Raw genomic sequence first — 25534 nt, forward strand, 5'->3', positions numbered from 1 at the left:
CACACCAAAATAGTGCATGTGATAAATTTCAAATCCCAAACTCCAAAAACTTGGAATTTGGTGCTTGATTATTGGTTTTTGGATTTAGGCATTAGGGTTTTTATCCCGGATACGTTTGTACAAACGGATACCAAGCATCAATAATATGGCAAGAACAAAGATGCCGACAACCCCATAAATCCAATTGAAGGCATTCTTTAGAATCACCAAAAACACAACTGCAAAAAGAACCAAGGTTGCCACTTCGTTCCAAATGCGCATAAACCGTGAGGTGTATTTGACCTCATCACGCTGTAACTGTTTAAAAATTTGATGACATTTTAAATGGTAGCCGAAAAGAAGTACCACAAAGCCCAACTTTACCTGCATCCATGCTTCTTGCAGCCATATTGGTTGTAAAATCAACAACCAAATGGCAAATAGCGTGCATAAAATGGCCGAAGGCCAAGTAATGATATTCCACAACCGTTTTGTCATCAGCTTTAACTGTTCCGATAAAATCTCCTTTTCTGGTGATGGTTTTTGCCAAGCTTCAATATGGTAAATGAAGAGACGAGGAATGTAGAAAAGGCCCGCAAACCAGGTTACCACAAAAATGAGATGTAGGGATTTTATATAAGGGTACATCATATTGCCATGCATTATTGACCACCGTAAATTTAAGCCTAAAGAGGTCCGGAACTACTCTACAATGCCCATTTTTTTCAGCAAAAAGCTTGCGTTCATGTTTTGGCAGACTCCCTCTTTAAATTGGTAGTCAAAGAAAAGCTCTCCGTCCACAATATTGGCATCAAAATAATAATTGGATACACTGTCAAGTTTTTCAGCCACTTCACACAGGCTTAAATCATGGGTGGCGATTATCCCCGTGCCTCCCAAACTCACAAGTTTTTTGATGAATTTTTGTGAGCCAACGGCTTTGTCGGTGCTGTTTGTGCCTTTCAATATTTCATCGAGGACAATAAAGTAGTTGTCCACATCCATTTGTTCCACAATGAATTTTAATCGCTTCAATTCACTAAAAAAATAGCTTTCATCATCCGCCAGGCTATCGCTGGTGCGCATGCTTGTAATCAATTTGATAGGGCTATAGGTTGCAGCTTGTGCACAAACCGGCAGTCCAACATTGGCCATTACCAATTGCAACGCCACTGTTCGTAAAAAGGTGCTCTTGCCCGCCATATTTGCTCCGGTAACGATGAAAAACTCGTCTTTTGCTATGGCAATATCATTACGAACAGCTTTTTTGGGATCTAGCATGGGATGGGCCACGCCTTTACATTCCAAAGTTTTTCCATGGTCCACAATAGTAGGGTATACATGATCTTTATGGTTAAATGCATAGTTGCCCAAACTGTTGTAAGCATCGTAAAAAGCTATGGTATCAAACCATTTGGAAACATTGGTCTTATGTTGATCGACCCATATTTCTATTTCACTGCAGATAATTAAATCTCTCAAGAAAAATCCATTGAGAACCAATGAAACAAGAATGTTGTTACGTTGGTCAAGTCTATCTAAAAGTTTTGAAAATTTCTTTAAAATCCCTGAACTTGATTGTTGTTGATTTATGATACCTTCCCTTTTTTGGGCCAGCAGCCCACTTTCAAATTCTTGGCGCTCAATTAGCGACAACAATCTGGAATACTGCGTAAAAGTGCTCTGTATTTGGGATGTGTTTGCTGAAAGCTTATTGATTTTTTTGACGAAACTCCCCGTTATCCCCATTCCTGCAACAAACGCAAAAAATACCCAATATCCAGAAATCAAATCAATAAAATAACAAGCTATCAGTACGGAAGATATCAGTGAAAATATATAGGCCCACACCTTCATTTGTTTCGGTACAAACGGCTTGTAATCGGTTAACCAGCCTATTAATTTGTTGGCAGGAACTTCGGTTTTTACCAAAGTAGCGGTTGCACCATACTCTTGTCGCCATTCTGGTTTTTGCGCAAGCTCTTGGATAGCCGCTTGTTTTCGCCCAATGTTTTCAATGTTGTTGGATTGTAGTATTTGTGCCAATACTCCAGAGCCACTTGCCAAAGCCGTTCTGTTGAGATATTGATAAAAAGATCCTCTGCCAAATAGGTCAATATCTGGCCCATACCAATGTTCCGGGTCCAGGAATTCTTTCCCTTCGGGAAGGTCATGAAAATCACGGTTGAGCACCCGGAGTTCCAATTTGTTCCTTTTGATCAATTCGGTTTTTAGATCTTGCTGATATTTTAGGCGATTATGTCGCATCACCAGAAAAATGAAGGCTGCAATTCCCAAAAAAAGTGTCGCAACCAAAATTTTGGTGTTACCCCAACCAAAATAAATTGCCAAAACCAATGCGATAAAAACCAATAATCGTATGGAGCTCGAAAGGTTTAGCTTTTTCTTGATATCGCTTAGCTCATCTTCAAACTTTTGTAGCTGACTATTGTAGAAAGTCTTTGGTTCAAGCGTCATAAATCATCTAAATATGTCCCGTTCTTTTGGTAGGGATTAAAAACCGATAAATTTAGATGAATAATTTAATTCAGGAAGTCCTTCCATACAACTTAAGGCACTTTCTTTTCTTGAATAGACTTTGTGTTATCCAAAGGGTTCTGTACCGTAAATCCGTCTGTATTAATGGAACCCGTTCCATAAATAGGCATGGTGTAATGTCCCTTGGGTTTTTGAATAGGCATATTGTGTTCTCCTTCGGGTTTAAAAACTGGCATATTGTAATCTAGCTGTTTCGACCTAGCTTCTTCTATATTTAATTCAAGTCCTTTATGAAAATGATTAAGCCCAAGTCCTTTTCCCGACTTAAGAGAGTCCAATGCAAAGCTGTCAAAATACTTTTGAAAAAAAGCTGCTTGATTTTCATTACTATTTTTTGCTTTGGAATCGGTTTTCTTTTCTTCATTTTGTGCCATCAACCCCATTGAAGAAGCAGAAAAACAGAAAATTAATAGGCTACGAATCAATTTGTTCATAAGCTAAAATTAGAGAATTTCGCCCTATGTGAGTCTCTGACAAATCTTAATTAAATTCTAAACTTTGCCTACAGTATCACCTTTCAATAAATAAATATTCCAAATTCAGGGCGTTAAACTTTGCATTGAATTCCTTGATTTCTTTATCCACCAAAGCATCAAATGCTTCCAATTGGGATTTAATTTTTCCCGAAAGTTCATTTTTAACCGCTATATCCTGTTCCGTTGGAGGAAAATCATCAATGGAAACCAAACTATTCAAATGCCCCAATTTGTTCGTTAACCGAATGGGGAAGTTCAATGGATCTTGATTACTTCGATTTTTGGTTTGATAAAGTGCTTTTTCAATCTCACCAAAATCTTCCTTCATTTTTTTGGCTTTTTCAACCAAATCCTTGGTCTGTTCATTGTCTGCATACTGTTTTGTAAAAGCATCCAATTGCGCATTGATTTTTCTGATTTTTTTAATGGATTGATGCGCCCTGTCAATCGTTTCATTAATGTCAGAAATAAAATCGTACTGCTTTTGCATATCGGTAACAGAAACCTCGGCCCTTGGATCGGGCAGAATCTTGAATTCTTGGGATTGATTCACTCCATTCACATTCAAATGGACCTTATAGTTGCCCGGTACGGCCTTTGCTCCACTTAAATTGGCCCACCAAAGAATCATCCCTTTCAATTTTTCGGCACCTTTTCCGCGAGTATCCCAAACATGGGTGTTCCCACCTTTTTTCACTTTAATTTTTTTGTCCTTTTTTGAAGTAAAGTTGCTATATGTTGCCAAAGTATCTCCATTCATTTTGGTATAGGTAAGGCTGATACTGTCCTTCTCAGCGACATCTTTCAGATAGAAATGTGTAATAACTCCATTTGGATGGTTCTGCCCTTCTGTTTTTGAAGGCTCCTTGGCGGCAGTTCCTTTGGTTCGGTAGCTATCTTTGGGGTGATAAAGAATTGCATTAGTAGTTTTTTGGGAAGCATCTTGTTGGTGCAACACTGTAAGGTCATCAATAACCCAAACACTACGCCCCTGGGTAGCCACTACCAAATTATTATCCTTGATCACCAAATCGGTAATGGGAACAATGGGAAGGTTCAACTGGAACTTTTGCCAATTTCTTCCATCATTAAAGGAAATGTACATCCCTGTTTCCGTTCCCGCATACAACAGTCCTTTTCGTTTTGGGTCTTCGCGAAGTACCCTTGTAAAATGTTCAGAATCGATTCCATTTGTAATCTTCATCCAGGTTTTTCCGTAGTCCGTGGTTTTGTATAGGTACGGTTGAAAATCTCCCAATTTATATCGCGTGGCGGCTACATAGCAGGTGCCCTCATCAAAAGCCGATGGTTCAATGCTATTGATCATGTTCCATTCGGGCATATCGGGAGGAGTAACATTTTCCCAGCTTGTACCTCCATCTTTGGTAACATGAATGAGACCATCATCACTTCCCACCCAAAGCAAGCCTTCTTTTATGGGGCTTTCGTTAGCGGCAAAAATGGTACAGTAATATTCCACACTGGTGTTGTCCTGTGTAATAGGTCCACCACTGGAAACCAACTTTGTTGGGTCGTTTCTGGTTAGATCATCGCTCAACACTTCCCAACTTTGGCCTTCATTGGTACTCAAGTGCACATGGTTGGAAAAAGTGTACAACTTCTTAGGGTCGTGCTTGCTAAAAATGATGGGGAAGTTCCATTGGAAACGATATTTCATGGCTTCCGCACCATGCCCCATCGGGTTATCGGGCCATACATTGATCCCTCTTACGGTTTTGTTTTTATGGTTGACCCGAGTTAAAAATCCATCGTAACTACCTCCATAAACAATGTCATTATTGGTAGGATCAATAGCAATATGTGCCGATTCACCACCGGCAGTCGGTTCCCAATCATCTTCGCCAATAGACCCATCATCACTACGGTGGTTGATACGGATGGTGGAATTATCCTGTTGCGCCACATAAATGCGATATGGAAATGCATTATCCGTGGTCACTCTGTAAAATTGCGCTGTGGGTTGATTGTAGTAGGTACTCCATGTTTCACCGCCATCATAAGTAACCTGCGCACCTCCGTCATCCCCAATCACCATTCGTTTGGAGTTTTCAGGTGAAATCCATAAATCATGATGATCCCCATGTGGCGCATTGAAAGTATTGAAGGTCTTTCCACCATCGGTGGATTTATGGTAACGTACATTCAACACATAGACCACATCCTCATCTTCGGTATCCGCATATACTCGAGTATAGTACCAGGCCCGTTGACGTAATTTACGTTCACTATTTACCTGTGTCCATTTCTTTCCGCCATCATCGGAACGATACAAGCCTCCTTTTTCTTTGTTCTCCACAATGGCCCATACCCTGTCACTGTTTTTGGGTGAAACTGTCACACCAATTATTCCCAAGGTATCTTTTGGAAAGCCTTCATTTTTTGAAATTTCTGTCCAGGTCTCTCCGCTATCGGTACTTTTCCAGAGTGCCGAGCCATCACCTCCACTGCTTAAACTATAAGGTGTTCTTTTCGCCCTCCATGTAGAAGCGTATAGAATTCTTGGGTTGTTTGGGTCGAAAGTCAAATCGACAGCCCCGGACTGATCATTGACAAAAAGTACCCGTTTCCAGTTTTTTCCTCCATCTGTACTCTTATAGATTCCTCTTTCTTTCGTGGGTTTATATATATTGCCCAGCACTGCCGCATAAATCGTATTGTAATCGGTAGGGTGAATTCGGATTCTGGGTACATGCCTACTATTTTTTAGTCCTGCAAACGTCCACGTCTTTCCAGCATTCTCTGTTTTCCAAATTCCATATCCACTGGAAACATTTCCTCGAAGCGTTTTTTCTCCTCCGCCTACATAAATTACGTTCGGATCGCTTTTGGCCACCTCAACAGCACCGATGCTTCCCCCAAAATAACCATCAGAAATATTCTCCCAAGTACGGCCTCCATTGGTGGTTTTCCATACCCCTCCGCCAGTGGCACCAAAATAAAAAAGGTTGGGTTCTCCGGGAACTCCGGTCACCGCTGCAGAGCGTCCTCCACGGAAGGGCCCTACCAAGCGATATTCCAGACTTGAATACAACTCTTCCGGATAATCAGGTGTAGGTTGGGTTTTCTTTTTTCTTTGGGATTGGGAGGAAATGGCAAACAAGCAAAGTGCGACCAGTAGCACTCCGCTTTTGGACAGCGGTTGTTTCATTTTTTTGATGTTGAATTAGTCGGACTTAAATGTAGGAAAAAAGCAAGAGAGCATAACACAAATACATTAAATATTAACCGTTGTCCAGGTTCACTCATTCAAATAGCATGTTCCCTCATTCTGAATTTTTTCCGGTCAATTATCACACTAGTTTAGACAAAAGAATTTAGATATGAGCAAAATACTGACCATCCCAAAACCTTGTTCAGAAAACTGGAATAAGATGACTCCAACACAGAAAGGAGCCTTTTGTAAAAGTTGTCAAAAAGAAGTCATCGATTTCACCAATACTTCAAAAATTGTTTTGGCCCAAAAACTTTCCAAAGGGAGTAAGTTATGCGGCCGTTTTAAATCCAACCAATTGAATACTCCTTTACCTTCGGTAACACGTTCAACTTTTCAACGAAATGTAGCATTGTTGGGCTACACCTCTCTATTGGCAATTGGGACTCCTCTTGCAGCGCAAGAAACACCTCCCACCCCAACCCATCAAGTTCAAGAAGACATAGTAATGGGCAAAATTGTTCCGACCCCAACAGTTAATGATTCCATCACAATTAAAGGAAAGGTCGGGGATTATCGCGACCCACTTCCTGGAGCCAACATAAGCATTAAGGGAACAGACATTAACACCCAAACTGATTTTGATGGAAATTTCACCATTACTCTTGAAAAAGAATTCACAAACAAAGAAACCACTCTGGTAATTTCATACATCGGATTCCAAACTATTGAAAAAATAGTTCCTCTGGAAACTGATTTTATAGAAGTCACCTGTACAGAACTGGAAGAAGAACTTATGGGAGAAGTTTTAATAGTTTGTAAACAAAATATCTTTAATCGATTTCTAAATCTATTCCGAAAAAAATAACCTCATCTTATAATTCCAGTCGCGTTTTGTAACAATGTGGATAATTTTATATTAATCCATTGGAGAAAGTAATCATCCAATTTCTTACTTTAGAAACATTAACATAAAACACTTTACCATGGATATTTTTAGCAAGATCAAAGAAAAACTCACCCACGAGTTTATAGATATAATTGAGTGGCTCGATTATACCGATGATACCATCGCCCATAGATTTGAGCGCTATCAAAATGAAATCAAGAACGGAGCAAAGCTCATTGTCCGTGAAGGACAGACCGCTGTCTTTGTCAACGAAGGACAACTGGCAGACGTTTTTACTCCAGGCACTTATGACCTCACCACAAAAAACCTTCCCATTTTGGCAACCCTTAAAGGGTGGAAATATGGATTCAATTCGCCTTTTAAAGCTGAAGTCTATTTTGTGAACACACATTTGTTTACGGATGAGAAATGGGGCACCAAAAGCCCCATCACCTTAAGTGATGAACGATTTGGTTTAGTAGAAATCAGGGCTTTCGGCACCTACGCCTTTAAAATTTCGGATGCTGGAAAGTTTATTGTTGACATTGTTGGAACTGATAACAATTTCACCAATTTTGAAATCAACGAACATCTAAAAAGCTTGATTGCCACCAGATTTACTGATACGGTTGGTGAAGCCAATCTCCCCATAGAATTGTATGCTGCCAATACTTCAGAGCTATCCGATACTTGTAGAGAGGTAATGGCTCCCGAATTTGAATCAGTGGGTATTGCATTGGAGAAATTCTATATCGAAAATGTCTCCATGCCCGAAGACCTTAAAAAAGAAATCTTCGAATACAGCCGAATTGACAAACTGGATTTGGACAAGTTGACCAAGTTCAAAACTGCAAAAGCCATTGAGGCGGCTGCCAAAAATGAGGGCGGAACCGCCGGTGCGGGAATGGGCATGGGAATGGGCTTTGTTTTGGCCCAACAAATGGGCGGAATGATGAGCCCTCAGATGGGTGGAAATCCACAAATGCAACAGGCCGGAGCGCCAGTACCTCCTCCAATGCCAGCAGCGGCTCAATATTTTTATGCGGTAAACGGCACCCAGCAAGGGCCGGTTTCCTTTGAACAATTACAGGCATTGTTTGCAGGCCGAACCATTAATCGGGATAGTCTGGTCTGGAAACAGGGCATGGCTAACTGGACAGCTTTAAAGGATGTAGAGGAACTGAAATCCTTCTTGGGAGGAAACACTCCACCACCTTTGCCAAACCCATAATATTATTTTGTCATTCCTGTGAAAACAGGAATCCATAAAAATTAAGATTCCCGCCTTCGCGGGAATGACAGCATGAATGAAACAGTAAAAAAAGCAGAGCTTAAAAAGTCCTGTGTCAACTGCGGTGCAGAGCTTAAATACAAACCTGGGACCACCAACATCAGTTGCGAGTATTGCGGACATGAAGAGTCCATCAAAATTGATGAAAATGGGTTCGAGGAATTGGAGCTCTATCCCTATTTACAAGAAATGGGTGCCCAAAAGCACAGCGAGGAAATTTCTATGCTCCATTGCAAAAACTGTGGCGCCAATCAGCATGTGGAGGAAAACTATAAATCGTTGCATTGTGTGTACTGTAGTATGCCTCTGGTGATTGAAGATGCCTATAAGGAAGATTGGATTTTGCCCGGGGCCGTGCTCCCCTTTCAGATTGAAAAGGAAAAATCCTTTCTCATCTTTCAGAAATGGGTGGCCCGCTTATGGTGGGCTCCCAACAAATTAAAAAAGGCCGCTTTGGACCCACAATTTACCAAAGGCTTGTATTTGCCTTATTGGACTTTTGATGCACAGCTCTCAGCGTCCTATACGGGACAACGTGGTGAGTATTATTATGAAACCCAGCGATACCGGGACAGCAATGGGAAAACCCAGACTCGACAAGTTCGTAAAACACGTTGGTATCCAGCTTCGGGTCATGTTTCTGGTTTTGTTGATGATACCTTGATTAAAGCATCGCAACAACGTTCTGGGAGAATCCCGAATAAAATTGCCCATTGGAACTTAAAAAAACTGCAGCCTTTCAACAGTAGTTTTTTATCTGGTTTTGTCACCGAAAAGTATACCATTCCATTAAAGGAAGGTCATCTACACTCCAAAGATGTGGCCAAAAATATAGCAACAAGATGGTGCCGACAAGATATTGGCGGAGATACCCAGCGCATCAACAATATGGATATGAAATTATCGGAGGAGACTTTCAAGCACATCTTACTTCCGGTGTATGTGAGCGCATATCGTTATAAAGGCAAGGAATATAACTTTTACATCAACGGTGAAAATGGACAAATATCCGGAACTCGACCTTATAGTTTTTGGAAAATTTTCCTTGCTGTACTTCTTGTATTACTGATTATCGGCTTGTTGGTTTTTCTAAACGGTTAACACAAGTTCGTGCCGACCACTTTTTACCTTAAAAAGTGACCAAACGTCTCATTCCGTGTCTTATTCCGTATATTATTTATATTAACCATTAAACCACACAACATGTTGATTAAGAAACTAATAGGCCTGATCTTGATATTGGGCTTTTTTGTTATGGCTTGCAAGGACACAAAAAAAGAGCAAGAAGAACTCAATCAAAAACTGGAGCAAATAGAAGCTGTGGAAACAGCTGTTGACTCAACACTCAATGCCGTAAACGAAAAGGCGGAACAGGTAGAAGAACTTATCAAAGAATTGGATAGTATTTAATCCCTAAAACGAGAAAAAATGAAAAACATAGTAAAATCTGTATTGCTTTTAATTATGATGTTTGGTCTTGCTGTATCTGTAAATGCTCAAGGCAAATCCCAAGAAAAAGGAAAAGGCAAGGAAAAGACCGAAAAAGTAAAAAAGGCCAAGGAGGATGTTGAAGATGCCGCTGAGGATGCACAAGAAGAAGCCGAGGAAAAAAGTGAGAAAATGAAGGAGAAGGCAGAAAAAATGAAAGAGAAACATCAAAAAGATGCTGATGAGATGGGAGACGAAATGGAAAAGGTCAAAGAAAAAGCTGAGAAGACAAACAAAGGAAATGCCTATGGGAAAAACAAAGGGGATATGTCCGGAAAAGAATTTGGTCAATACCGTGCTTCTCAGGCAAAGGAAAAATTAATGGCCTCAGAAAACATGCTTAGTGAAGACGAAGAAGTTCTTAAAAGGGGTAGAAAGTCATTGGATGATGCCAAAAAAAGGGTTGAAGAAGCGAAAGAAAAAGGTGAAAAACCCGAGATAATTGCCCAAAAAGAAGAAAAGCTTAAAAAGGTAGAGGAAAAACTGGACGAGCTGGAAGTTTCCATCAAAAAAGGTAGGGAAAAATTAAAAGAAAAGACCGAGCAACTTAAAAAAGTCGTTGAGCCGGAGGTACAGCAATAGATTATTGGAATAATCAAATAAACTGAAGACCGCCTCGCATTTTAATGTGCTGGCGGTTCTTTTTTGCACCGTGGTTTTCTGTAAATGCATATCCCATATTCTTTTAACTAAATCTTAAAGTTTTGGCTGCCAACCATTAGAATCCTTACTTTTAGTGAATGGCAAAGCAGATTTCCCTTATTTCCATTTTTGTGCTGTTGAACATGGGCATTGGACGTATGTTCCAGGAAAGCTTGGGTTCCGCTTGTTTTTCCGAGCTATCCATTCTAGCGATAACCAGTTTTTTCTTTTGGAACATTTCAGCAAAACAAATCAAGACCTGGGCTGGAAGATGGGCAGTTGATGCCACGGGAAAGAATGTTCTCCTTCAAGGTGGAATTGGACTCTCTGCCTCTGCAATAAACATTCTAATCGGACAGGTTTTAGTGGTTTTTCTAATGACCACTATATACAATTGTACCTCTCCCAGTTTCAATATGCTCAATGCAAGTCTTACCAATAACATAGCGGTTAATTTGCTCTGCTATTTTTCATTACTATTTTATTTTGTGGGCATTAAAAAAGATAAATCTACCTCTCAGCAAAACATCATGTCCGAGCAAAAAAACAGGGTTACCGTTTCAAAAAGGGGGTCACAGTTTCTTTTAGAGCCCCATGAGATTGTTTATGTGGAAACCAGCAACAATTGTATTGTTCTACATACCCAAAAAGGGAAATTTGTGAAATACCAAAGCCTTCGTTCGTTTTCCCAGACACTCTGCCCAAACACTTTTAAACGGATTCATCGCTCCTACTTGGTTAATTCGGAATTTATTGATCAAATCCAAAAAAACAACAATGGAGATGGCAAGCTTCGCTTAAAAACTGGAGATGATCTAAAGTTTAGCAGAACTTATCTTCAAGAACTGGCCCATATTTAGATTCCGCAACTTACCCTTTTTTTCCCGCAGCTTACGTAGCTATTTTTTATTCCCGCATACCGCACAATTAGTTTTGGCTCAAACTGATTATGCCAATGCGATTTCTCAATCAAATTCTATTTCTTTTGGTTCCGACAATTTTGTTTTCACAGGAATACCTGAACAGTATTGAAAGTATTCATGGGACGGAAAAACAACTTGATCTTGATGGTTTTTTGAACGAGGTGCTGTGGAAAGATGCCCAAAGTTTTCCATTTATGGAATGGCAACCAGATTGGGGGACTCCTGATAGTTTAACTACACTTTTTATCACGTTTGATGATGACTATTTATACGTGGGCTTGGATGCCAAAGACCCTAACCCTGATAAGATCATCAGTCGAAACTTGGTTCGTGATGGCTGGTATGGTGACGATTATTTTGCCTTTCAGATAGACCCCAATCGCACCCGTAAAAATGCCTTTATTTTTAGTATCTACCCTTCGGGTAGCAGGTATGATGATGCCATTTATAATGATAATGTTCCTCTAGGCAATGCACCATCAACTCCAGCTTATGACATGATTTGGGAAGGAAAGACTCAAATCACCGATAATGGCTGGCAGGCCGAGTATCGCATTCCTTTATCCAACTTGCGCTTTGAGATACGGGGTGGAGAGGTATTGGGAGGTATTTCGGCTCAACGTACCATCAATTATGATAACAAGTTGCTGGTGTATCCGGAAGTTCCACAAAATATTACCGGGGCCAACGGAAAACCTTCCCTAAAAAAACCGGTGCGTTTTGTAGGGCTACAACCAAAAAAGGATTTGCAGATCACGCCATATCTGTTAGCATCGACCCAAACCCAATTTCAACTTTCAGCAGATGAAACCGAATACCAGGAAAATTCGTTTAACGAACTGGATGTGGGTTTGGATGTCCGATATGGAATTACTCCAAGTCTAACTTTGGACCTTACTTTGAACACTGACTTTTCACAAGTGGAAATTGACGATCAAGTGGTAAATCTGGGGCGTGTATCTATTTTCTTTCCAGAGCGGCGAAAGTTCTTTTTACAGCAATCGGGCCTTTTTGATTTTGACCTGGGGATTCTTTCCCAGCTTTTCTATAGCAGAACTATTGGAATAAGCAATGGTCAGTTGACACCCATAATTGGCGGTGCCAAGTTAACAGGTGAGTTGGGCGATTGGGATTTGGGCTTTCTCTCATTACAGACCGAGGGGACCACTATAAACGACAACGCTCTGCCCACGGAGAACTTTTCTGTCTTACGGCTTCGGCGGAAGGTCTTCAACGATAGATCCTTTATTGGGTTTATGGCCACCAATCGGCTTCGTGAGGATTATGTAAACACCGCCTTGGGCGTGGATGGAGTTATTGATGTAGGTAATGAGAATTTTATCATTACCTCTTTGGCCACAACGCTGGAAGGTGAAAACTATTCCAATGCAAATTTTAATTTGATAGACAATTCCCGTTTTGCTTTCCAGTTTGCCAAACGAAAGCGGGATGGTTGGTTTTATAGAACAGCCTATGAATACTCGGGAGAAGATTTTAATCCGGGTATGGGGTTCTTGCTTCGCGAAAAGCACCATAATGTTTATTTAGGTCTCAACCATGGAAAGTTTAAAACCAACAAAGAAAAAAATACCTTTCAGTATAGAAGATGGATGCCCATTAACTCAGACTTATACTTTACCACAGATTTTAACGATGTGCTCACCTGGTATAACCGAAGCCAATGGAGCGGAAAGTTTTTCAACAACGATGAAATCTCCATTTTTGGGCAGTTGCAATATGAATTTTTGCAAAGTCCTCTGGTGTTCTCAAGGGAGATAACCATCCCTGAAGGGGATTATTTCTTCACCTTCTTTGGTGCATCATATTCCAGTGGGTTTCAAAGGGCATTCAAAATTCCCATTTCTGCAGAATATGGAAGCTTTTTTGATGGCGAAAATCTGGAGTTCCGTGTAAGTCCGGAGTGGAGCATCAATGAGCACTTTACTTTGGAAGGTTCTTGGCGTATCAATTACCTCAACTTTAAAAACAGAAATGTAGATGAATGGATCAACGTGCCCCAACTCCGATTGAATTGGGCCTATAATCTTCATCTTTCAGGTAGTATGACCGCGCAGTACAATTCCATTCAAGATCAAGTTTTTGCAAGTGCCCGATTACGCTATAATTTCAAGGATGGACATAACTTATATGTAGTCTTCAACCAAGATTACAATACTGGTTCAACCCAAATGGGAATCCCATTACCACGATTCAACAACCGTTTGTTCACACTAAAATATTTGTATACCTTTTTCTAAATCAACACATTATGAAAAATTTGATTTTGCCCTTATTTATTATCATGCTTTCAGTCTCTTGCAATCAACAAAAGCCTGATATGGTACAAACATCCATAATCAATGATGAAGACCAAAAAATCTTACGGAACCTAAAAGAGATACAATGGCCAAAGGCCTATCGCGAACAAGACACTCTTTTGCTCGATAGCATTTTAGGAGATGATTTTCAAATGGTGGATGCCAGCGGCGAGTGGTCAAACAAAACCAAAGAGTTGGAATGGATCAAGGAAAATGCCATGGAAAACGATTCCTTCTTTTATGAGATAAAACGTTTGGATGTACTTCCCAATGGAACTGCGTTGATTTGCGGCACCGGTCATATTTTTAATGACAGCACGGAGACCATTTATCAGTCGAGCAACATTTTGGTCAAACGCAATGGGGCATGGAAAGCGGTCGCCTCCCATGTATCAGGAATTAAGAATTTGGATTGATTAAAGGCACACTCTCATTTCAGTTTAACATATTTTTTAAAATGACAGGACAATTTATCGCTTAAATTGGAGGAAATAATCAACCACATGAGAACACTTTTATGGGTTTTCCTCATCATTTCATCATCCCTTAAGGCGCAGTCCGTTGCACTGGATTTTGAAAAAGACCTGATTCCAGAAGGCATAGCCGTACACCTACCATCCAAAAAAGTGTACATCAACAGTCTTGTCCATAATAAAATTGTTCGCTGCAATCTTGATGGTTCCAATCCTGAGAATTTTATTTCGAGCAATCAATACGGTTATCTCGCAGGATTTGGAATGACCATAAAAGGAGATACTTTGTACGCCTTGGGAAATAGTCTCCCAAAAGTCAACAACAAATCCATTTTGTTGCTATTGGACATCCCATCGGGCAAGTTGATCAAATCATATCCACTGAATGTTCCTGATTTTATCTATCTCAATGACATTGCCATCAGCTCAAATGGAGACATTTATATAACCGATTCGGAAACCAATAACATTTATACCGTAAACAAATCGACGGACCAATTGGAGGTCTTTTTCTCCAATGACGAAATCAAACATTCCAATGGAATTGCCATTTCAACAGATGATAAGTTTCTCTATTTCGCCTCATATATAAGTGGGATTCGTGTTTTGGATATTGCAGCTAAAAAATTGATCAATCAACCCAACAATCATAAGGGCATTGATGGAATGAAATTTTACGATAATAGTTTGATAGGTATTGTTAATACTCGAAGGGATGCAACCTTAAATGGCGTTTACAAGTTTTACTTGGATGAAAATCAGTCAGAAATTATAAAAACGGAAAAATTACAGAACTTCCCTCGCCTATCGGATATTCCAACAACCTTTGACCTTATTGGGGATACCATGTATTTTGTAGCTGACTCCCAATTGGATATGTTGAATCAAGACACCATTGAAATAACAGATATTACAAAATTGGAAAACTATCAACTGTTGATTTCAAACTTGATGGGTAATGGTAAAAGCATTGAAAAAAGTGCCGTCTTCTCCAAAAGATATTGCACCGAAATTGGTCGTTTTGATTTGGCTTTTGATGATGACGAAGTGGCTGGAGCATACTATCTGAAACACAAAAATGCCTTAGGAAGTATCTGGGGAAGGTTAACGGATAACGCAATGACCGGAAGATGGCATGATGCAGACGGAGAAGGGGACATTATCATCACCTTTACAAATGATTTTTCATTTTTTACAGCCGATTACAGGGCAGATGATGAGCCAGACAAGTGGTATAAAGACACATGGCATGGCGCCTTAAGGCCCAACGACAATACTTCTTTTGAGTTTAATGGCAAAACCTATAACTGTGAATAATGTAAAGCTTCCTATTTTCATCCTCTTCGCATTACTCCTTTTAAGTTGCAAACAAGAACAAAAGCCAGAATTGGAAAAGAACCCTAATAATGGCCCATTTTTTGGCATTGTTCCTACCGAACAACCTCAACTTTTGGCGCCAGAACTTTTGACCTCTCCTGTTACGGAATACAATGGTACATTTTCACCTGATGGCAAGGAGTTCTATTACACCACGGACGTACCTCAAAATGCTTATATCACTTTTACAGAAATGTTGTCAGACAGTACATGGAGTGAACCCAAGATTGCTTCTTTTTCCGGTGAGTTTTCAGATTATGACCCACTCTTTTCTCCTGACGGCAATCGAATCTATTTTAGTTCTAGCAGACCAAAAGGGGATAATGAGAACAGTAAAATTTGGTATGTTGAGCGAACCGATACCGGATGGGGAGAACCCATTCGCGTAATGTTGACTGGGGAAGAGGATAATGAGTTTTATAGTTCTTTGACCCATGATGGAACACTCTATTTCAACATTTGGTCCAAAGGAGATATCTATAAAGCGACTCCAACGGATTCCATTTATCAGGTCGAGTTACTTCCTGAGATTATCAATGACGGAGGGGACAAGGGTGACCCTTTTATTTCCCCGAACGAGGATTATTTAATTTTTAGAGGTTACGATGATAGTATTGGCAGAGGAGATCTGTACATTACATTCAACATTAATGGGGAATGGACCTCTCCCGAAAACCTTGGTGAGCCCATTAATTCGGAAACCCATGAAATGTGTCCCTGGGTAAGTCAAGATGGTAAATTGTTCGTTTTTGCCAGTGGGCGCTCAACCGAAAAATTACAAACCGCACCTTTGGATCCCATTAAAAAAGTTCAGGAAGTAAATAGCTCGTACAACAACTTGAATCTCTACTACACTTCAACTGATTTCATTCAAAAAATGAAACAGAAGCATTTGGACTGATAACTTTAAATCAATCCAAGAACTCCAAACAAACTGGGCTGGAAAGTTTGATTTCATTCAAGAATTCAAGCATTCCTTTTTCAACATCTCTTTTATAGATGGTGATATTGTTACTCCTTTGATTGGCAACCAGCAGATAATTTCCCGAAGGGTCCAAAGCAAAATTACGAGGCCAATCGCCACGGACAGATTCCCTTCCCACTAAATCCAACTTTCCGGTATTCTGGTCAATTGCAAAAATCACAATGGTGTTCTCTCCCCGATTAGATCCGTACAAAAACTTCCCATCGGCCGACAGATGCACATCAGCGCAATAGCTTTTACCTTCAAAGGCCGAATCGAGGGTGCTTTGGGTCTCAATTTCCTTATAGGAGCCATCTCCTTTTTGTTTAAACACCGTGATTGTCGAATTCAATTCGTTGATCACATATAAAAGTTTGCCTTCCTTCCCAAAGACAAAATGTCTAGGGCCTGCTCCTTCGGCAAGATCTATAGAAGCCTGTTCCGAAGCAACAAAGAGATGATTCAAGTTGCTATATCGTTTCACCGCATCTAATCCCAAATCGGCAACAAAAAGGTCGTTCCCTTTAAATTTAGCCATATGGGCATGTGATGTTTTGGCAGTATCCAATACTTTATGATCTATAATTTGGGGATTTGATACCAACTCTCCATTTTCTCCCAACCTAAAAACAGAAACGTTTCCACCAGAATAGTTTGAGGCCGCCAAATAACCCTCGTCTGAAAGTGCGACATGGCAGGGGTGCTTTCCTTCAGTCCCCATACTATTTAAAAGTTCAAGTTGTCCATCCTTCAATTTAAATGCAGTGACACCTCCACCCAAACTATCAAAATCAGCAGTTTCTTGAGCTGCGTATAAGTTTTTCTTATCCCCGGAAATCTTGATAAATGATGGATTGGGCAAAACAGCTGCTAAATTCTTGTTTGTTAATGCTCCCGTACTTGCATCAAAAGTGAATTTATAAATACCTTCACTGTCTCCATCCGTATAGGTCCCAACAAATAATTGAAACTCTTTTTTCGCTTCTTTCTTTTCGGAGCATCCAATCAAACCCATCAATAAAACACTTAAAATCAAACTAAAAAATCTCATCCCTAAATTGTCTTTTGCTAAAAATAACAACTAAATATGGAATGCAAATTTTATTTGCCCCCAACTTTATACTTTTGAAGGATGAACAAAGAGGCCGTACTATTGGTTTTAAGTTGTCTGGGGGTCGTCCAGGCACTTTTTCTATGCGGATATCTTTTCACGCTGAAAAAAGGCGATAGAAAGGCTAATATGTTCTTGGCATTTGTCATTTTAGGGCTCACCATCCGTATTGGCAAGTCCGTGCTCAATGTGTATTTGGATTTGACCCCCTGGCAAAAAAACCTTGGCTTATCAGGTATTTTGTTGACCGGTCCTTTCTTGTGGTTTTACGGAAAATTATTGCTTGCTGAACAAAAAAGGTTCAGCAACAAGGATTATGCGCATATCATTCCTTTTGTCCTATTTGCCCTAGGCTGCTATTTTATTCCGAATACCGGAAACCCAATTTCCTATGCTATTTATATCATGGTGTTTTTACATTTGGCGATATACATTGGCCTTTCTTTTGGAGTCCTGTATAAGTGCCGAACCAAAGTGCATCCGCAGCGGGCTACGTGGTACAGAAATCTTAGCATAGGTGTTGCCCTTATCTGGCAATTTTATATGGGTAATCTTGCTGGATTCTTTTCTTTCTATATAGGCGGAGCTCTGTTCTTTTCGTTGCTCATTTATCTTTTTTCCTTTCTTTTTCTACAAAAACATGCGTTTAGATTGGGGAAGTACAACACCTCAACTTTGGACAGGTCTTCTTCACAGGAATTGATGGATGGGATAAGAAGTCTTTTTATTAAGGAAGAAATCTTTTTGGACAATTCTATTTCACTTGAATCCATCGCGGAAAGATTAAATATTCCTCCCAGAAAACTTTCTCAATGCATTAATGAAAATGAGCAAAAGAACTTTTCCGATTTTGTGAACGGGTACCGGATAGAAAAAGCCAAAGCAATGTTATCCGACCCAAAATATGCCCAAGAAAAAATTATTGCCATTGCCTATGATTGTGGTTTTGGCAACGTAACATCTTTTAATTTGGCGTTCAAGGCAAAAACGCAGCTAACCCCTTCACAATTCCGGAACAAATCCAAAAAACGCTAATTTTCGTTTTAAAAATCATGTTTTTTAAAGCTTAGGATACCAGATTTTTCATCATTTGCACCAAAGTCAAATCATGATGAACAAATTGGTGCTTTCTTTGATTGTTATTTTGATGGGTTGCTCACAAGGTCAAAAAAATTCAACTCAAAACAGCAATTTACCTTCCTTTCCATCCAAAAAAATCATACTGGAAGGACTTAATCATCCCTGGAGTATCGCTTTCTTATCAGATAAAGAAGCTTTGATTTCTGAAAAGGATGGCAATTTGTTACGGGTTGATCTTCAATCAAAAGAAAAACATATCATCAAAGGGTTTCCCACGGATTTAACGGATAGCATTCGTGCCATACATTTTGGTGACAACTCAGGAATTTTTGAAGTCTTAATCGATCCACATTTTGAAACAGAGCCGTGGGTTTATATGAGCTATGCTGCTAAAAAGAAAGGGTTGGGCACAACCACCAAAGTGGTCCGGGCTAAATTGGAAAATGATTCACTTTTTAATCATGAAACACTGATTGAAGCTGAGCCTTATACTCGGGAATATTTTCATTATGGGGGAGGAATGGTATTTGGCCTAGATGGAAAACTCTATGTGACCATTGGAGAGCGATTGTTTTGGGAACGAGACGAGCCAGAGATTCCAATTGCACAAGATGTCAGGGACAAACGCGGAAAAATTTACAGGATCAATCCAGATGGGAGTATTCCTGACGATAATCCCGATTTTGGGAAAGAAGCAGTACCCGGACTTTATGGCATGGGAATTAGAGCTGCCCAAGGAATAACCGTTCAGCCAGAAACCAATAAAATTTGGTTCAGTGAACATGGCACCATTCAAGGGGATGAAATCAACATTTTGAAACCTGGAGCTAATTATGGTTGGCCCAATGTTACCTCTGGTAAACTAAGAAGTTCAGATTACAAGCCGCCCAAATTGGACGGTGTGACCTTTACACCTCCTGTTTGGTTCTGGCATCATACTGTAGCTCCAACCGGACTTACATTTTATACCGGGGATGAATTCCCTCAATGGAAAAACAACCTGATCGTGCCGGGACTCTCCAGGGGCAGTCTGTGGCGATTCCGAATAGAAGGTGAAACGATTAAAAGTGCTGAAGAATTATTCTTGGATGACCGGGTCCGTATTCGGAAAGCCAAACAAAGTCAGGATGGTAAACTCTACATCCTTACTGATGAAGATAATGGTAAACTTATTCAAATAACTCGATACTAAATTCAAAACAACTATGCGTACACTAGTGCTAACACTTGCTTTTTTATTTTCTATGTTAATCGTAACTGCACAATCTGAAGAAAGTGCGATTCGGGAAACCATTCAAAAATACCTAGATGGTTCATCACACAGTGACCCAGAATTGATCACTTCATCTTTTTACACGGAAGCAGATTTATTTCTCTCCAAAAAAGACCAGGAACTTTGGGTGCTCTCCCCGGAAGAATACGCCAACCTTTTCAAAAATAGAGAGAAGGGAAAGTTCAACGGAAGGGTTGGAAAAATTCTGAATGTGGATTATGCCAACAATATTGCCAGTGCCAAGGCTGAAATTGCCATCCCTTCAAAAAACCTTTTGTTCATTGATATTTTCCTATTGAAAAAATTGAAAGGTGAATGGAAAATCATAAGCAAGGCTGCCACTTCTTTAAATCCTTAAAGAAGGTTTATGTATCGGGAACCAGTTTGGTCTTGATTTCCTTCCACAGGTAAAAACCGGTTACAATGGTAGCCAAAACATCGGCAATGGGAAAAGAGAGCCAAACACCCAGTTCGCCCATAAAATTTGGGAGTATTAGAATCAATGGGATAAAAAAGAATCCCTGTCTGGTCAAGGTCAGTAATAAGGCGGGAATCGCTTTTCCAACAGCTTGAAAATAGGCAGCTCCTATCAATTGCAAAGCAATAATTGGAGTGACCGCAAACACCAATCGCATGGCCATGGGCGCATGTTCCATTACAAAAGCATTGGTGGCCAGTTCTTCAGGTGGCAGATCTGGTCTATTGCTCAAAAACAGGGCTGTAAAAAAGTCCGGAAACACCATGAGCACAACAAACACAAGCGAAGCCACAAAGGCTGCATATTTTATGGCGGTATAAATAGATTCCTTTACTCGATCGTACTTCACCGCTCCGTAATTGAATCCTGCAATGGGCAAAAAGCCCTGGGTAACGCCAAAAACAGGAAAAAAGGCAAACATCAACATCCTTCCAATAATGGCGTAAACGGCTACCATGGCCTCTCCTCCCAAATTGAACAATATATTGTTCATGAGCAGGTAAGTAATGCTGGTAACAGCCTGTCTGGCCAGTGTTACAAAACCAAGCGCACCAATTTCCTTTAGGATGGGTATACTAAGACCAAAATGAGGTAAACCAATTTTTAGCTCCGAATTTTTGGAAAGGAAAAAATATAGGATATACCCAAAGCACAATAAATATCCTGCTGTGGTCGCCCAGGCCGCTCCATGCATTCCCCAATCAAAAACATAGATAAAGAGGTAATCCAAAAACAGGTTTCCCACGGATGGGATGATCATGGCAATCATGGCAAACTTTGGTTTTCCCTCTGCCCGAATTACCGTGTTGCCCATCATACAGAGCGCCAAAAATGGAACTCCATATAGAATGATGGTATAGTAGATTTTGGCGGGATCAAAAATTGCTCCCTTACCTCCAAATGCCGGAATAAGGTCGTTTACAAAGTAAAGTCCCAATGCTACCATACCGGTAGTTATGGTAAATGTCAGGGTTATTTGGTTTCCAAAGGTTTTAAGGGCTTTTTCTTTCTCTCCAGAACCCAATGCACGGGAAATTATACTTGACCCACCGACTCCAATGGCCATTCCTAGCGCGGCTATAAAAAATGAAACAGGAAGTACCACATTAATTGCAGCTATGGCGATGGACCCAATCCAGTTTCCCACAAAAATGGAATCCACCAAAACGTTTAGGGACATGACCAAAATACCGATGGATGCAGGTACGGCTTGCTTGATCAGCAGCTTGCCAATAGGTTCAACTCCTAATTGTTCTGAGGATACTTTTGCCATTTATACCGGCAAAATTTCCTTGACCTGCCACTCATTGACCCATTTGGCCATGAGGTTCACCCACTCATCATTATCGTTAAGACAAGGAATATGTTTGTAGTCTTCTCCTCCTGCTTCCTGGAATTGCTCCTTGCCTTCCATGGCAATTTCTTCCAAGGTCTCCAAGCAATCGCTGACAAAAGCAGGTGTGATCACCACCAATTTTTTAATGCCTTCTTTGGCAAGACGTTCAAACTCAAAATCGGTAAAAGGCTGCAACCATGGGTCACGGCCTAATCGGGATTGAAAAGAGGAGCTTACTTTATCTTCGGGTAAATTCAAATAAGCCTTCACCAATTCGGTGGTATCATAACATTGATGTCGGTAACAGGTATGGTGCGCCACAGAATTCGTTTTGCAGCAATTCCCATCAATCTTGCAATGAAACTTTGTGGGGTCAGACTTTCGAATATGTCGTTCTGGAATTCCGTGATAAGAAAACAGAATATGATCGTATTCAAAACCTTTTAATCCTTCAGCAATGCTTTCGGACAAAACCTTAATGTAATCCGGATTGCTATAAAAAGCAGGTAATGTAGTCAATTTCATTTCAGGAAAATGTGCTTGTTGTTCTTCCATGGTCTTTACCACAACGGTTTCAAAAGAAGACATTGCATAATGAGGATACAAAGGCACCAGCAAAACCTCATCCACTCCCTTTTCCTTCAATTCTTGAAGTGCATTTTTAATGGTCATGGAGCCATAACGCATTCCCAAAGCCACAGGCATGTCTGTCTGTTTTTGCACTTTCTCGGCAAACCTTTCCGATATCACAATAAGCGGAGAGCCTTCTTCCCACCATATTTTAGCATAGGCCTCGGCTGATTTTTTTGGCCGCGTATTCAGGATAATACCCCTTACGATGATATTTCTAAGCCATTTTGGAGAGTCAATGACACGTTCGTCCATCAGGAATTCATCCAAATAGGGTTTTACATCTTTTGCTGTTGGGCTGTCCGGGGAACCTAAATTGACCAATAATACTCCTTTCATAGCGCTGAGGAAGGTTTGTTGTTTAAGGCGATAAAAATACTACTTGAAGATGATTTAACATTTGTTTCTCCTAATTTGTTTCCTTATAATTCCATAGATAATCCTAATTTCGAAGGACAAACCGATAAGCTTATGCTTCCAAGAATCTTATTTTGTTTTTTTCTAGTGTTTTGCATTACAGGCAATGCGCAAATCACCTGTACTCCTAAAGATTCTTCTCTTTTCAATTCTAAAATGAAAGAGCTAAGCCAGGTTAAAGCTCAAAATTTGGGAGATAGTTTAGTATTTATAGGAAAGTCCTTTTTGGACACTCCGTATGTTGAAAAAACCTTGGAAGTGGGTGATACAGAAACCTTGGTTGTCAATCTTAGGGGGTTGGATTGTACCACTTTTGTAGAGAACGCTTTGGCATTCACCTCCATGCTCAAAAAAGAGCAAGCTGACTTTGGCAATTTTGTAAAAAATTTGGAAACCATTCGGTATAGAAATGGTGTTCTGGATGGATATCCTTCTCGATTGCACTATTTTACAGATTGGATTAGAAATAATGAACAAAAAGGATTAGTCAGAGATATCACCTCTGAGCTTGGTGGCAGAGAGCATAAAAAAGCCATCAATTTTATGGGTACACATCGAGATTTATATCCGTTTTTGAAACAAGACAAAAACTATAACGCCATTCTAAAAGCCGAGGCTGAATTGGCGAAAGAAAGTCTTTGCATTTTGGCACAAGATGAAATCCAAAGCAACGAACACTTAATCCAATCCGGAGATATCATAGCTTTGGCAACTTCGATAAAAGGGTTGGATGTTACCCATACCGGAATCGCGATTAGAGAGGCGGATGGAAGGATTCATTTGTTACATGCATCCATTTCAGGTTCGGTAAGAATCACCAAAGAACCCTTAGTGGATTATCTCAAAAACATAAAAAGCAATATTGGGATTATTGTGGCCAGGCCAACCTTACTTTCTCCTTAGACACCATTCAATGGCACCAAGCAAATGTTGTTTAAAATCCGAGTCGTCATAAGAGGCTTCGGTATGTCCCAATCCTGTATAAAAAGCTCGGCCACCATCAAACTCGTGATACCAAGCAATAGGGTGATTATCTCCATTGGTTCCGCCTTTATAAGAGGACTCATCCAATTTCATGAGCACATTAACCTTAGGGTTAAGGTTCTTGAAGTTATACCATTCATCAAAGTGTAGCCACTCATTTTTTAAATGAACTGTTGAACGATGGGTTCTGTCCACCACATCAATCTTGGCCTTTTGTTGTTCGGGATGGCTTTCAAAATATCCACCTACCAATTTACCGTACCATGCCCAGTCATATTCAGTGTCGGCCGCTGCATGGATTCCCATAAAACTTCCCCCATTTTTTATATACCCTTCAAAAGCCCTCTGCTGTTGGTCATTGAGGACATCCATTGTGGTGCTCAAAAAAATCACCAGTTTAAAATTTTTCAAGTTTTGGGAATTAAAATCTTCCGCCGTTTCCGTTTGCAGCGCAATAAACCCATTGGTTCTGCCCATTTGTCGTAGTGTCCGGGCTCCCTTCTCAATGGATTTATGCCGATATCCCTCAGTTTTGGTGAACACCAGTACCAAATCTGGCATTTTTGAGCCTTCCTTAATGCTGATTGGCTCTTGGGCGTTGGAAATCAAAGCAAAACAAAATGTGATCAGAAAGAGTTTTATTGGGCGCATGGCATGGTTTTAAGCGCTTGAAGTTAAATATTTTTTGGGTGTGGTACCATATTTCTTTTTAAATGAAGCAATAAAATGGCTTGCTGTACTATATCCTACTTTTAGCCCCACCTCGTTTACATTATGGTTGCCCGTTTCCAGCATTTTGCGTGCATATTCCATTTTGTAATCGAATAAAAAGCCATAGACCGAATCCCCATAAATTTGTTTGAACCCTTCTTTCAATTTCTTCAAACTCAACCCAATTTCTTGGGACAGCTCAGCTAAAGTGGGTGGTTCGGACATACGGGAAATCATGATTTCCTTGGCCATTCTTATTCGTCTTACATTGTCCTCATCTGCCAAAAACGGACATTGTTCCAAATCGGCATCGGGCGTTTTGTTGAAATACAATGAAATCAGTTCATATATTTTTCCTCTTACATAAAGCTCTTTAATGGAAGGATGCAGATTATAGTTCATTATTTGACTCAGCACCACCGCAATTGTAGGAGTCACCACTTCTTGGGAATAATATTTTTTTTCCTTGTTCTCATCACTCAAAAAAGGAATGTAGTCCGCCTCAGAAGAGAAAAGTGAATGAAATTTTCGGATGGTCATAATCACGGACAGTAACCATGAGTTGGGTGAAACCAAAAGATTGAGCGGTAAATCTTTTTGGGTATTGTAAAGCAAAAGTGAGTTTTCTTCAGTAACTTCAAGCTGATAATTCCCTTGATTAAATTGAAATTGTCCCCTTCCTTTCAAACAAAAATGAAACTGGATAAAAGAGCTGTCAATTTCCCGTTCAACAATGGCTGATTCTTCGCTATCGTTCTGAATTTTAAGCACATAAAACCCATCTTCTATTAAAATTTCCTCATAGGAACCTTTGGCGACATTTTTCATACTATTTCTTAATCAAAAGAATCGATTTTTTCTATTTATAACGATTCTAAATTAGTTGCTCTATTATCAAAAGTATCAATAAATGCAATGTTTTTGAAACTTTTTCACCAAAAACACATCTAAAGACATAGGAAC

23 protein-coding genes are annotated in these 25534 nt (G+C 40.0%); 14 read left to right on the forward strand and 9 right to left on the reverse strand.

Going from position 1 to position 25534, the window contains the following annotated elements:
* Positions 1 to 84 precede the first annotated feature (84 nt).
* The 4 genes from ACOQO1_RS13115 to ACOQO1_RS13130 all read right to left on the reverse strand — a co-directional run bounded on the left by ACOQO1_RS13115 (position 85) and on the right by ACOQO1_RS13130 (position 6183).
* Positions 85 to 630 carry a CopD family protein gene (locus tag ACOQO1_RS13115; protein WP_420603333.1) on the reverse strand — a complete coding sequence of 182 codons (546 nt, stop codon included), beginning with the start codon at positions 628 to 630 and terminating at the stop codon, positions 85 to 87.
* A 51-nt stretch (positions 631 to 681) separates the two neighbouring features.
* Positions 682 to 2457: a MutS-related protein gene (locus tag ACOQO1_RS13120; RefSeq protein WP_420603334.1), complete on the reverse strand. Its 1776-nt coding sequence runs from the start codon at positions 2455 to 2457 to the stop codon at positions 682 to 684.
* 92 nt (positions 2458 to 2549) lie between these two features.
* The gene (locus tag ACOQO1_RS13125; RefSeq protein WP_420603335.1) at positions 2550 to 2972 is read right to left on the reverse strand and encodes a hypothetical protein; all 423 of its coding nucleotides are present in this window, start codon (positions 2970 to 2972) and stop codon (positions 2550 to 2552) included.
* Between the two features lie 76 nt (positions 2973 to 3048).
* Positions 3049 to 6183 (reverse strand): VPS10 domain-containing protein, encoded by a 3135-nt coding sequence (locus tag ACOQO1_RS13130; RefSeq protein ID WP_420603336.1) that lies wholly within the window; start codon positions 6181 to 6183, stop codon positions 3049 to 3051.
* A 172-nt stretch (positions 6184 to 6355) separates the two neighbouring features.
* On the opposite strand from ACOQO1_RS13130, the gene ACOQO1_RS13135 reads away from it, so the two are divergent.
* The 10 genes from ACOQO1_RS13135 (at position 6356) to ACOQO1_RS13180 (ending at position 16488) form a co-directional block, all read left to right on the forward strand.
* A complete protein-coding gene (locus tag ACOQO1_RS13135; protein WP_420603337.1) occupies positions 6356 to 7054 on the forward strand; it encodes a carboxypeptidase-like regulatory domain-containing protein in 699 nt (232 codons plus the stop codon).
* 118 nt (positions 7055 to 7172) lie between these two features.
* Positions 7173 to 8306, forward strand: a complete 1134-nt coding sequence (locus ACOQO1_RS13140; RefSeq protein WP_420603338.1) for an SPFH domain-containing protein — start codon at positions 7173 to 7175, stop codon at positions 8304 to 8306.
* A 72-nt stretch (positions 8307 to 8378) separates the two neighbouring features.
* The gene (locus ACOQO1_RS13145) at positions 8379 to 9467 is read left to right on the forward strand and encodes a DNA helicase PriA (RefSeq protein WP_420603339.1); all 1089 of its coding nucleotides are present in this window, start codon (positions 8379 to 8381) and stop codon (positions 9465 to 9467) included.
* A 102-nt stretch (positions 9468 to 9569) separates the two neighbouring features.
* The gene (locus ACOQO1_RS13150) at positions 9570 to 9776 is read left to right on the forward strand and encodes a hypothetical protein (protein WP_420603340.1); all 207 of its coding nucleotides are present in this window, start codon (positions 9570 to 9572) and stop codon (positions 9774 to 9776) included.
* 18 nt (positions 9777 to 9794) lie between these two features.
* Positions 9795 to 10436 carry a hypothetical protein gene (locus ACOQO1_RS13155; RefSeq protein WP_420603341.1) on the forward strand — a complete coding sequence of 214 codons (642 nt, stop codon included), beginning with the start codon at positions 9795 to 9797 and terminating at the stop codon, positions 10434 to 10436.
* 158 nt (positions 10437 to 10594) lie between these two features.
* Positions 10595 to 11356 carry a LytR/AlgR family response regulator transcription factor gene (locus ACOQO1_RS13160; RefSeq protein WP_420603342.1) on the forward strand — a complete coding sequence of 254 codons (762 nt, stop codon included), beginning with the start codon at positions 10595 to 10597 and terminating at the stop codon, positions 11354 to 11356.
* Positions 11357 to 11451: 95 nt separating this feature from the next.
* Complete coding sequence (locus ACOQO1_RS13165; protein WP_420603343.1) at positions 11452 to 13677, forward strand: DUF5916 domain-containing protein; 2226 nt, start codon at positions 11452 to 11454, stop codon at positions 13675 to 13677.
* Between the two features lie 11 nt (positions 13678 to 13688).
* Positions 13689 to 14153, forward strand: coding sequence for a nuclear transport factor 2 family protein (locus ACOQO1_RS13170; protein WP_420603344.1), 465 nt, complete (start codon positions 13689 to 13691; stop codon positions 14151 to 14153).
* Between the two features lie 87 nt (positions 14154 to 14240).
* Entirely contained in the window at positions 14241 to 15527 is a 1287-nt protein-coding gene (locus ACOQO1_RS13175; RefSeq protein WP_420603345.1) for an SMP-30/gluconolactonase/LRE family protein, read from the forward strand.
* Entirely contained in the window at positions 15520 to 16488 is a 969-nt protein-coding gene (locus tag ACOQO1_RS13180) for a TolB family protein (RefSeq protein ID WP_420603346.1), read from the forward strand. The genes ACOQO1_RS13175 and ACOQO1_RS13180 overlap by 8 nt, the downstream gene beginning before the upstream one ends.
* A gap of 10 nt (positions 16489 to 16498) precedes the next feature.
* Here the strand turns inward: ACOQO1_RS13180 and ACOQO1_RS13185 are convergent, their stop codons facing one another.
* Positions 16499 to 17602, reverse strand: coding sequence for a lactonase family protein (locus tag ACOQO1_RS13185; protein WP_420603347.1), 1104 nt, complete (start codon positions 17600 to 17602; stop codon positions 16499 to 16501).
* Between the two features lie 81 nt (positions 17603 to 17683).
* On the opposite strand from ACOQO1_RS13185, the gene ACOQO1_RS13190 reads away from it, so the two are divergent.
* The 3 genes from ACOQO1_RS13190 (at position 17684) to ACOQO1_RS13200 (ending at position 20373) form a co-directional block, all read left to right on the forward strand.
* Positions 17684 to 18697, forward strand: coding sequence for a helix-turn-helix domain-containing protein (locus ACOQO1_RS13190; RefSeq protein ID WP_420603348.1), 1014 nt, complete (start codon positions 17684 to 17686; stop codon positions 18695 to 18697).
* Positions 18698 to 18770: 73 nt separating this feature from the next.
* Entirely contained in the window at positions 18771 to 19934 is a 1164-nt protein-coding gene (locus ACOQO1_RS13195; protein ID WP_420603349.1) for a PQQ-dependent sugar dehydrogenase, read from the forward strand.
* Between the two features lie 13 nt (positions 19935 to 19947).
* Complete coding sequence (locus ACOQO1_RS13200; RefSeq protein WP_420603350.1) at positions 19948 to 20373, forward strand: nuclear transport factor 2 family protein; 426 nt, start codon at positions 19948 to 19950, stop codon at positions 20371 to 20373.
* A gap of 7 nt (positions 20374 to 20380) precedes the next feature.
* On the opposite strand, the gene ACOQO1_RS13205 is transcribed toward ACOQO1_RS13200, so the two are convergent.
* Positions 20381 to 21766, reverse strand: a complete 1386-nt coding sequence (locus tag ACOQO1_RS13205; protein ID WP_420603351.1) for an MATE family efflux transporter — start codon at positions 21764 to 21766, stop codon at positions 20381 to 20383.
* Positions 21767 to 22798 (reverse strand): ferrochelatase, encoded by a 1032-nt coding sequence (hemH, locus tag ACOQO1_RS13210; protein ID WP_420603352.1) that lies wholly within the window; start codon positions 22796 to 22798, stop codon positions 21767 to 21769.
* A 234-nt stretch (positions 22799 to 23032) separates the two neighbouring features.
* Here hemH and ACOQO1_RS13215 point away from each other — a divergent pair, with 234 nt between their 5' ends.
* A complete protein-coding gene (locus ACOQO1_RS13215) occupies positions 23033 to 23779 on the forward strand; it encodes an N-acetylmuramoyl-L-alanine amidase-like domain-containing protein (RefSeq protein WP_420603353.1) in 747 nt (248 codons plus the stop codon).
* Here the strand turns inward: ACOQO1_RS13215 and ACOQO1_RS13220 are convergent.
* On the reverse strand, positions 23765 to 24511 hold the full coding sequence (locus ACOQO1_RS13220; RefSeq protein WP_420603354.1) for a ThuA domain-containing protein: 747 nt from the start codon (positions 24509 to 24511) through the stop codon (positions 23765 to 23767). The genes ACOQO1_RS13215 and ACOQO1_RS13220 overlap by 15 nt on opposite strands.
* Before the next feature lie 9 nt (positions 24512 to 24520).
* Entirely contained in the window at positions 24521 to 25399 is an 879-nt protein-coding gene (locus ACOQO1_RS13225; protein ID WP_420603355.1) for a helix-turn-helix transcriptional regulator, read from the reverse strand.
* Positions 25400 to 25534 lie beyond the last annotated feature (135 nt).

This window comes from Flagellimonas sp., assembly GCF_965222555.1.
Taxonomy (GTDB): Bacteria; Bacteroidota; Bacteroidia; order Flavobacteriales; family Flavobacteriaceae; genus Flagellimonas.

Coding starts and splice junctions, on each gene's coding strand:
- ACOQO1_RS13170 (WP_420603344.1), top strand. CDS start 13,689: ATGAAAAATTTGATTTTGCCCTTATTTATTATCATGCTTTCAGTCTCT.
- ACOQO1_RS13215 (WP_420603353.1), top strand. CDS start 23,033: ATGAAAGAGCTAAGCCAGGTTAAAGCTCAAAATTTGGGAGATAGTTTA.
- ACOQO1_RS13120 (WP_420603334.1), bottom strand. CDS start 2,457: ATGACGCTTGAACCAAAGACTTTCTACAATAGTCAGCTACAAAAGTTT.
- ACOQO1_RS13200 (WP_420603350.1), top strand. CDS start 19,948: ATGCGTACACTAGTGCTAACACTTGCTTTTTTATTTTCTATGTTAATC.
- ACOQO1_RS13165 (WP_420603343.1), top strand. CDS start 11,452: ATGCGATTTCTCAATCAAATTCTATTTCTTTTGGTTCCGACAATTTTG.
- ACOQO1_RS13145 (WP_420603339.1), top strand. CDS start 8,379: ATGAATGAAACAGTAAAAAAAGCAGAGCTTAAAAAGTCCTGTGTCAAC.
- ACOQO1_RS13155 (WP_420603341.1), top strand. CDS start 9,795: ATGAAAAACATAGTAAAATCTGTATTGCTTTTAATTATGATGTTTGGT.
- ACOQO1_RS13205 (WP_420603351.1), bottom strand. CDS start 21,766: ATGGCAAAAGTATCCTCAGAACAATTAGGAGTTGAACCTATTGGCAAG.
- ACOQO1_RS13125 (WP_420603335.1), bottom strand. CDS start 2,972: ATGAACAAATTGATTCGTAGCCTATTAATTTTCTGTTTTTCTGCTTCT.
- ACOQO1_RS13195 (WP_420603349.1), top strand. CDS start 18,771: ATGATGAACAAATTGGTGCTTTCTTTGATTGTTATTTTGATGGGTTGC.
- ACOQO1_RS13160 (WP_420603342.1), top strand. CDS start 10,595: ATGGCAAAGCAGATTTCCCTTATTTCCATTTTTGTGCTGTTGAACATG.
- ACOQO1_RS13115 (WP_420603333.1), bottom strand. CDS start 630: ATGATGTACCCTTATATAAAATCCCTACATCTCATTTTTGTGGTAACC.
- ACOQO1_RS13225 (WP_420603355.1), bottom strand. CDS start 25,399: ATGAAAAATGTCGCCAAAGGTTCCTATGAGGAAATTTTAATAGAAGAT.
- ACOQO1_RS13150 (WP_420603340.1), top strand. CDS start 9,570: ATGTTGATTAAGAAACTAATAGGCCTGATCTTGATATTGGGCTTTTTT.
- hemH (WP_420603352.1), bottom strand. CDS start 22,798: ATGAAAGGAGTATTATTGGTCAATTTAGGTTCCCCGGACAGCCCAACA.
- ACOQO1_RS13130 (WP_420603336.1), bottom strand. CDS start 6,183: ATGAAACAACCGCTGTCCAAAAGCGGAGTGCTACTGGTCGCACTTTGC.
- ACOQO1_RS13220 (WP_420603354.1), bottom strand. CDS start 24,511: ATGCGCCCAATAAAACTCTTTCTGATCACATTTTGTTTTGCTTTGATT.
- ACOQO1_RS13140 (WP_420603338.1), top strand. CDS start 7,173: ATGGATATTTTTAGCAAGATCAAAGAAAAACTCACCCACGAGTTTATA.
- ACOQO1_RS13175 (WP_420603345.1), top strand. CDS start 14,241: ATGAGAACACTTTTATGGGTTTTCCTCATCATTTCATCATCCCTTAAG.
- ACOQO1_RS13135 (WP_420603337.1), top strand. CDS start 6,356: ATGAGCAAAATACTGACCATCCCAAAACCTTGTTCAGAAAACTGGAAT.
- ACOQO1_RS13190 (WP_420603348.1), top strand. CDS start 17,684: ATGAACAAAGAGGCCGTACTATTGGTTTTAAGTTGTCTGGGGGTCGTC.
- ACOQO1_RS13185 (WP_420603347.1), bottom strand. CDS start 17,602: ATGAGATTTTTTAGTTTGATTTTAAGTGTTTTATTGATGGGTTTGATT.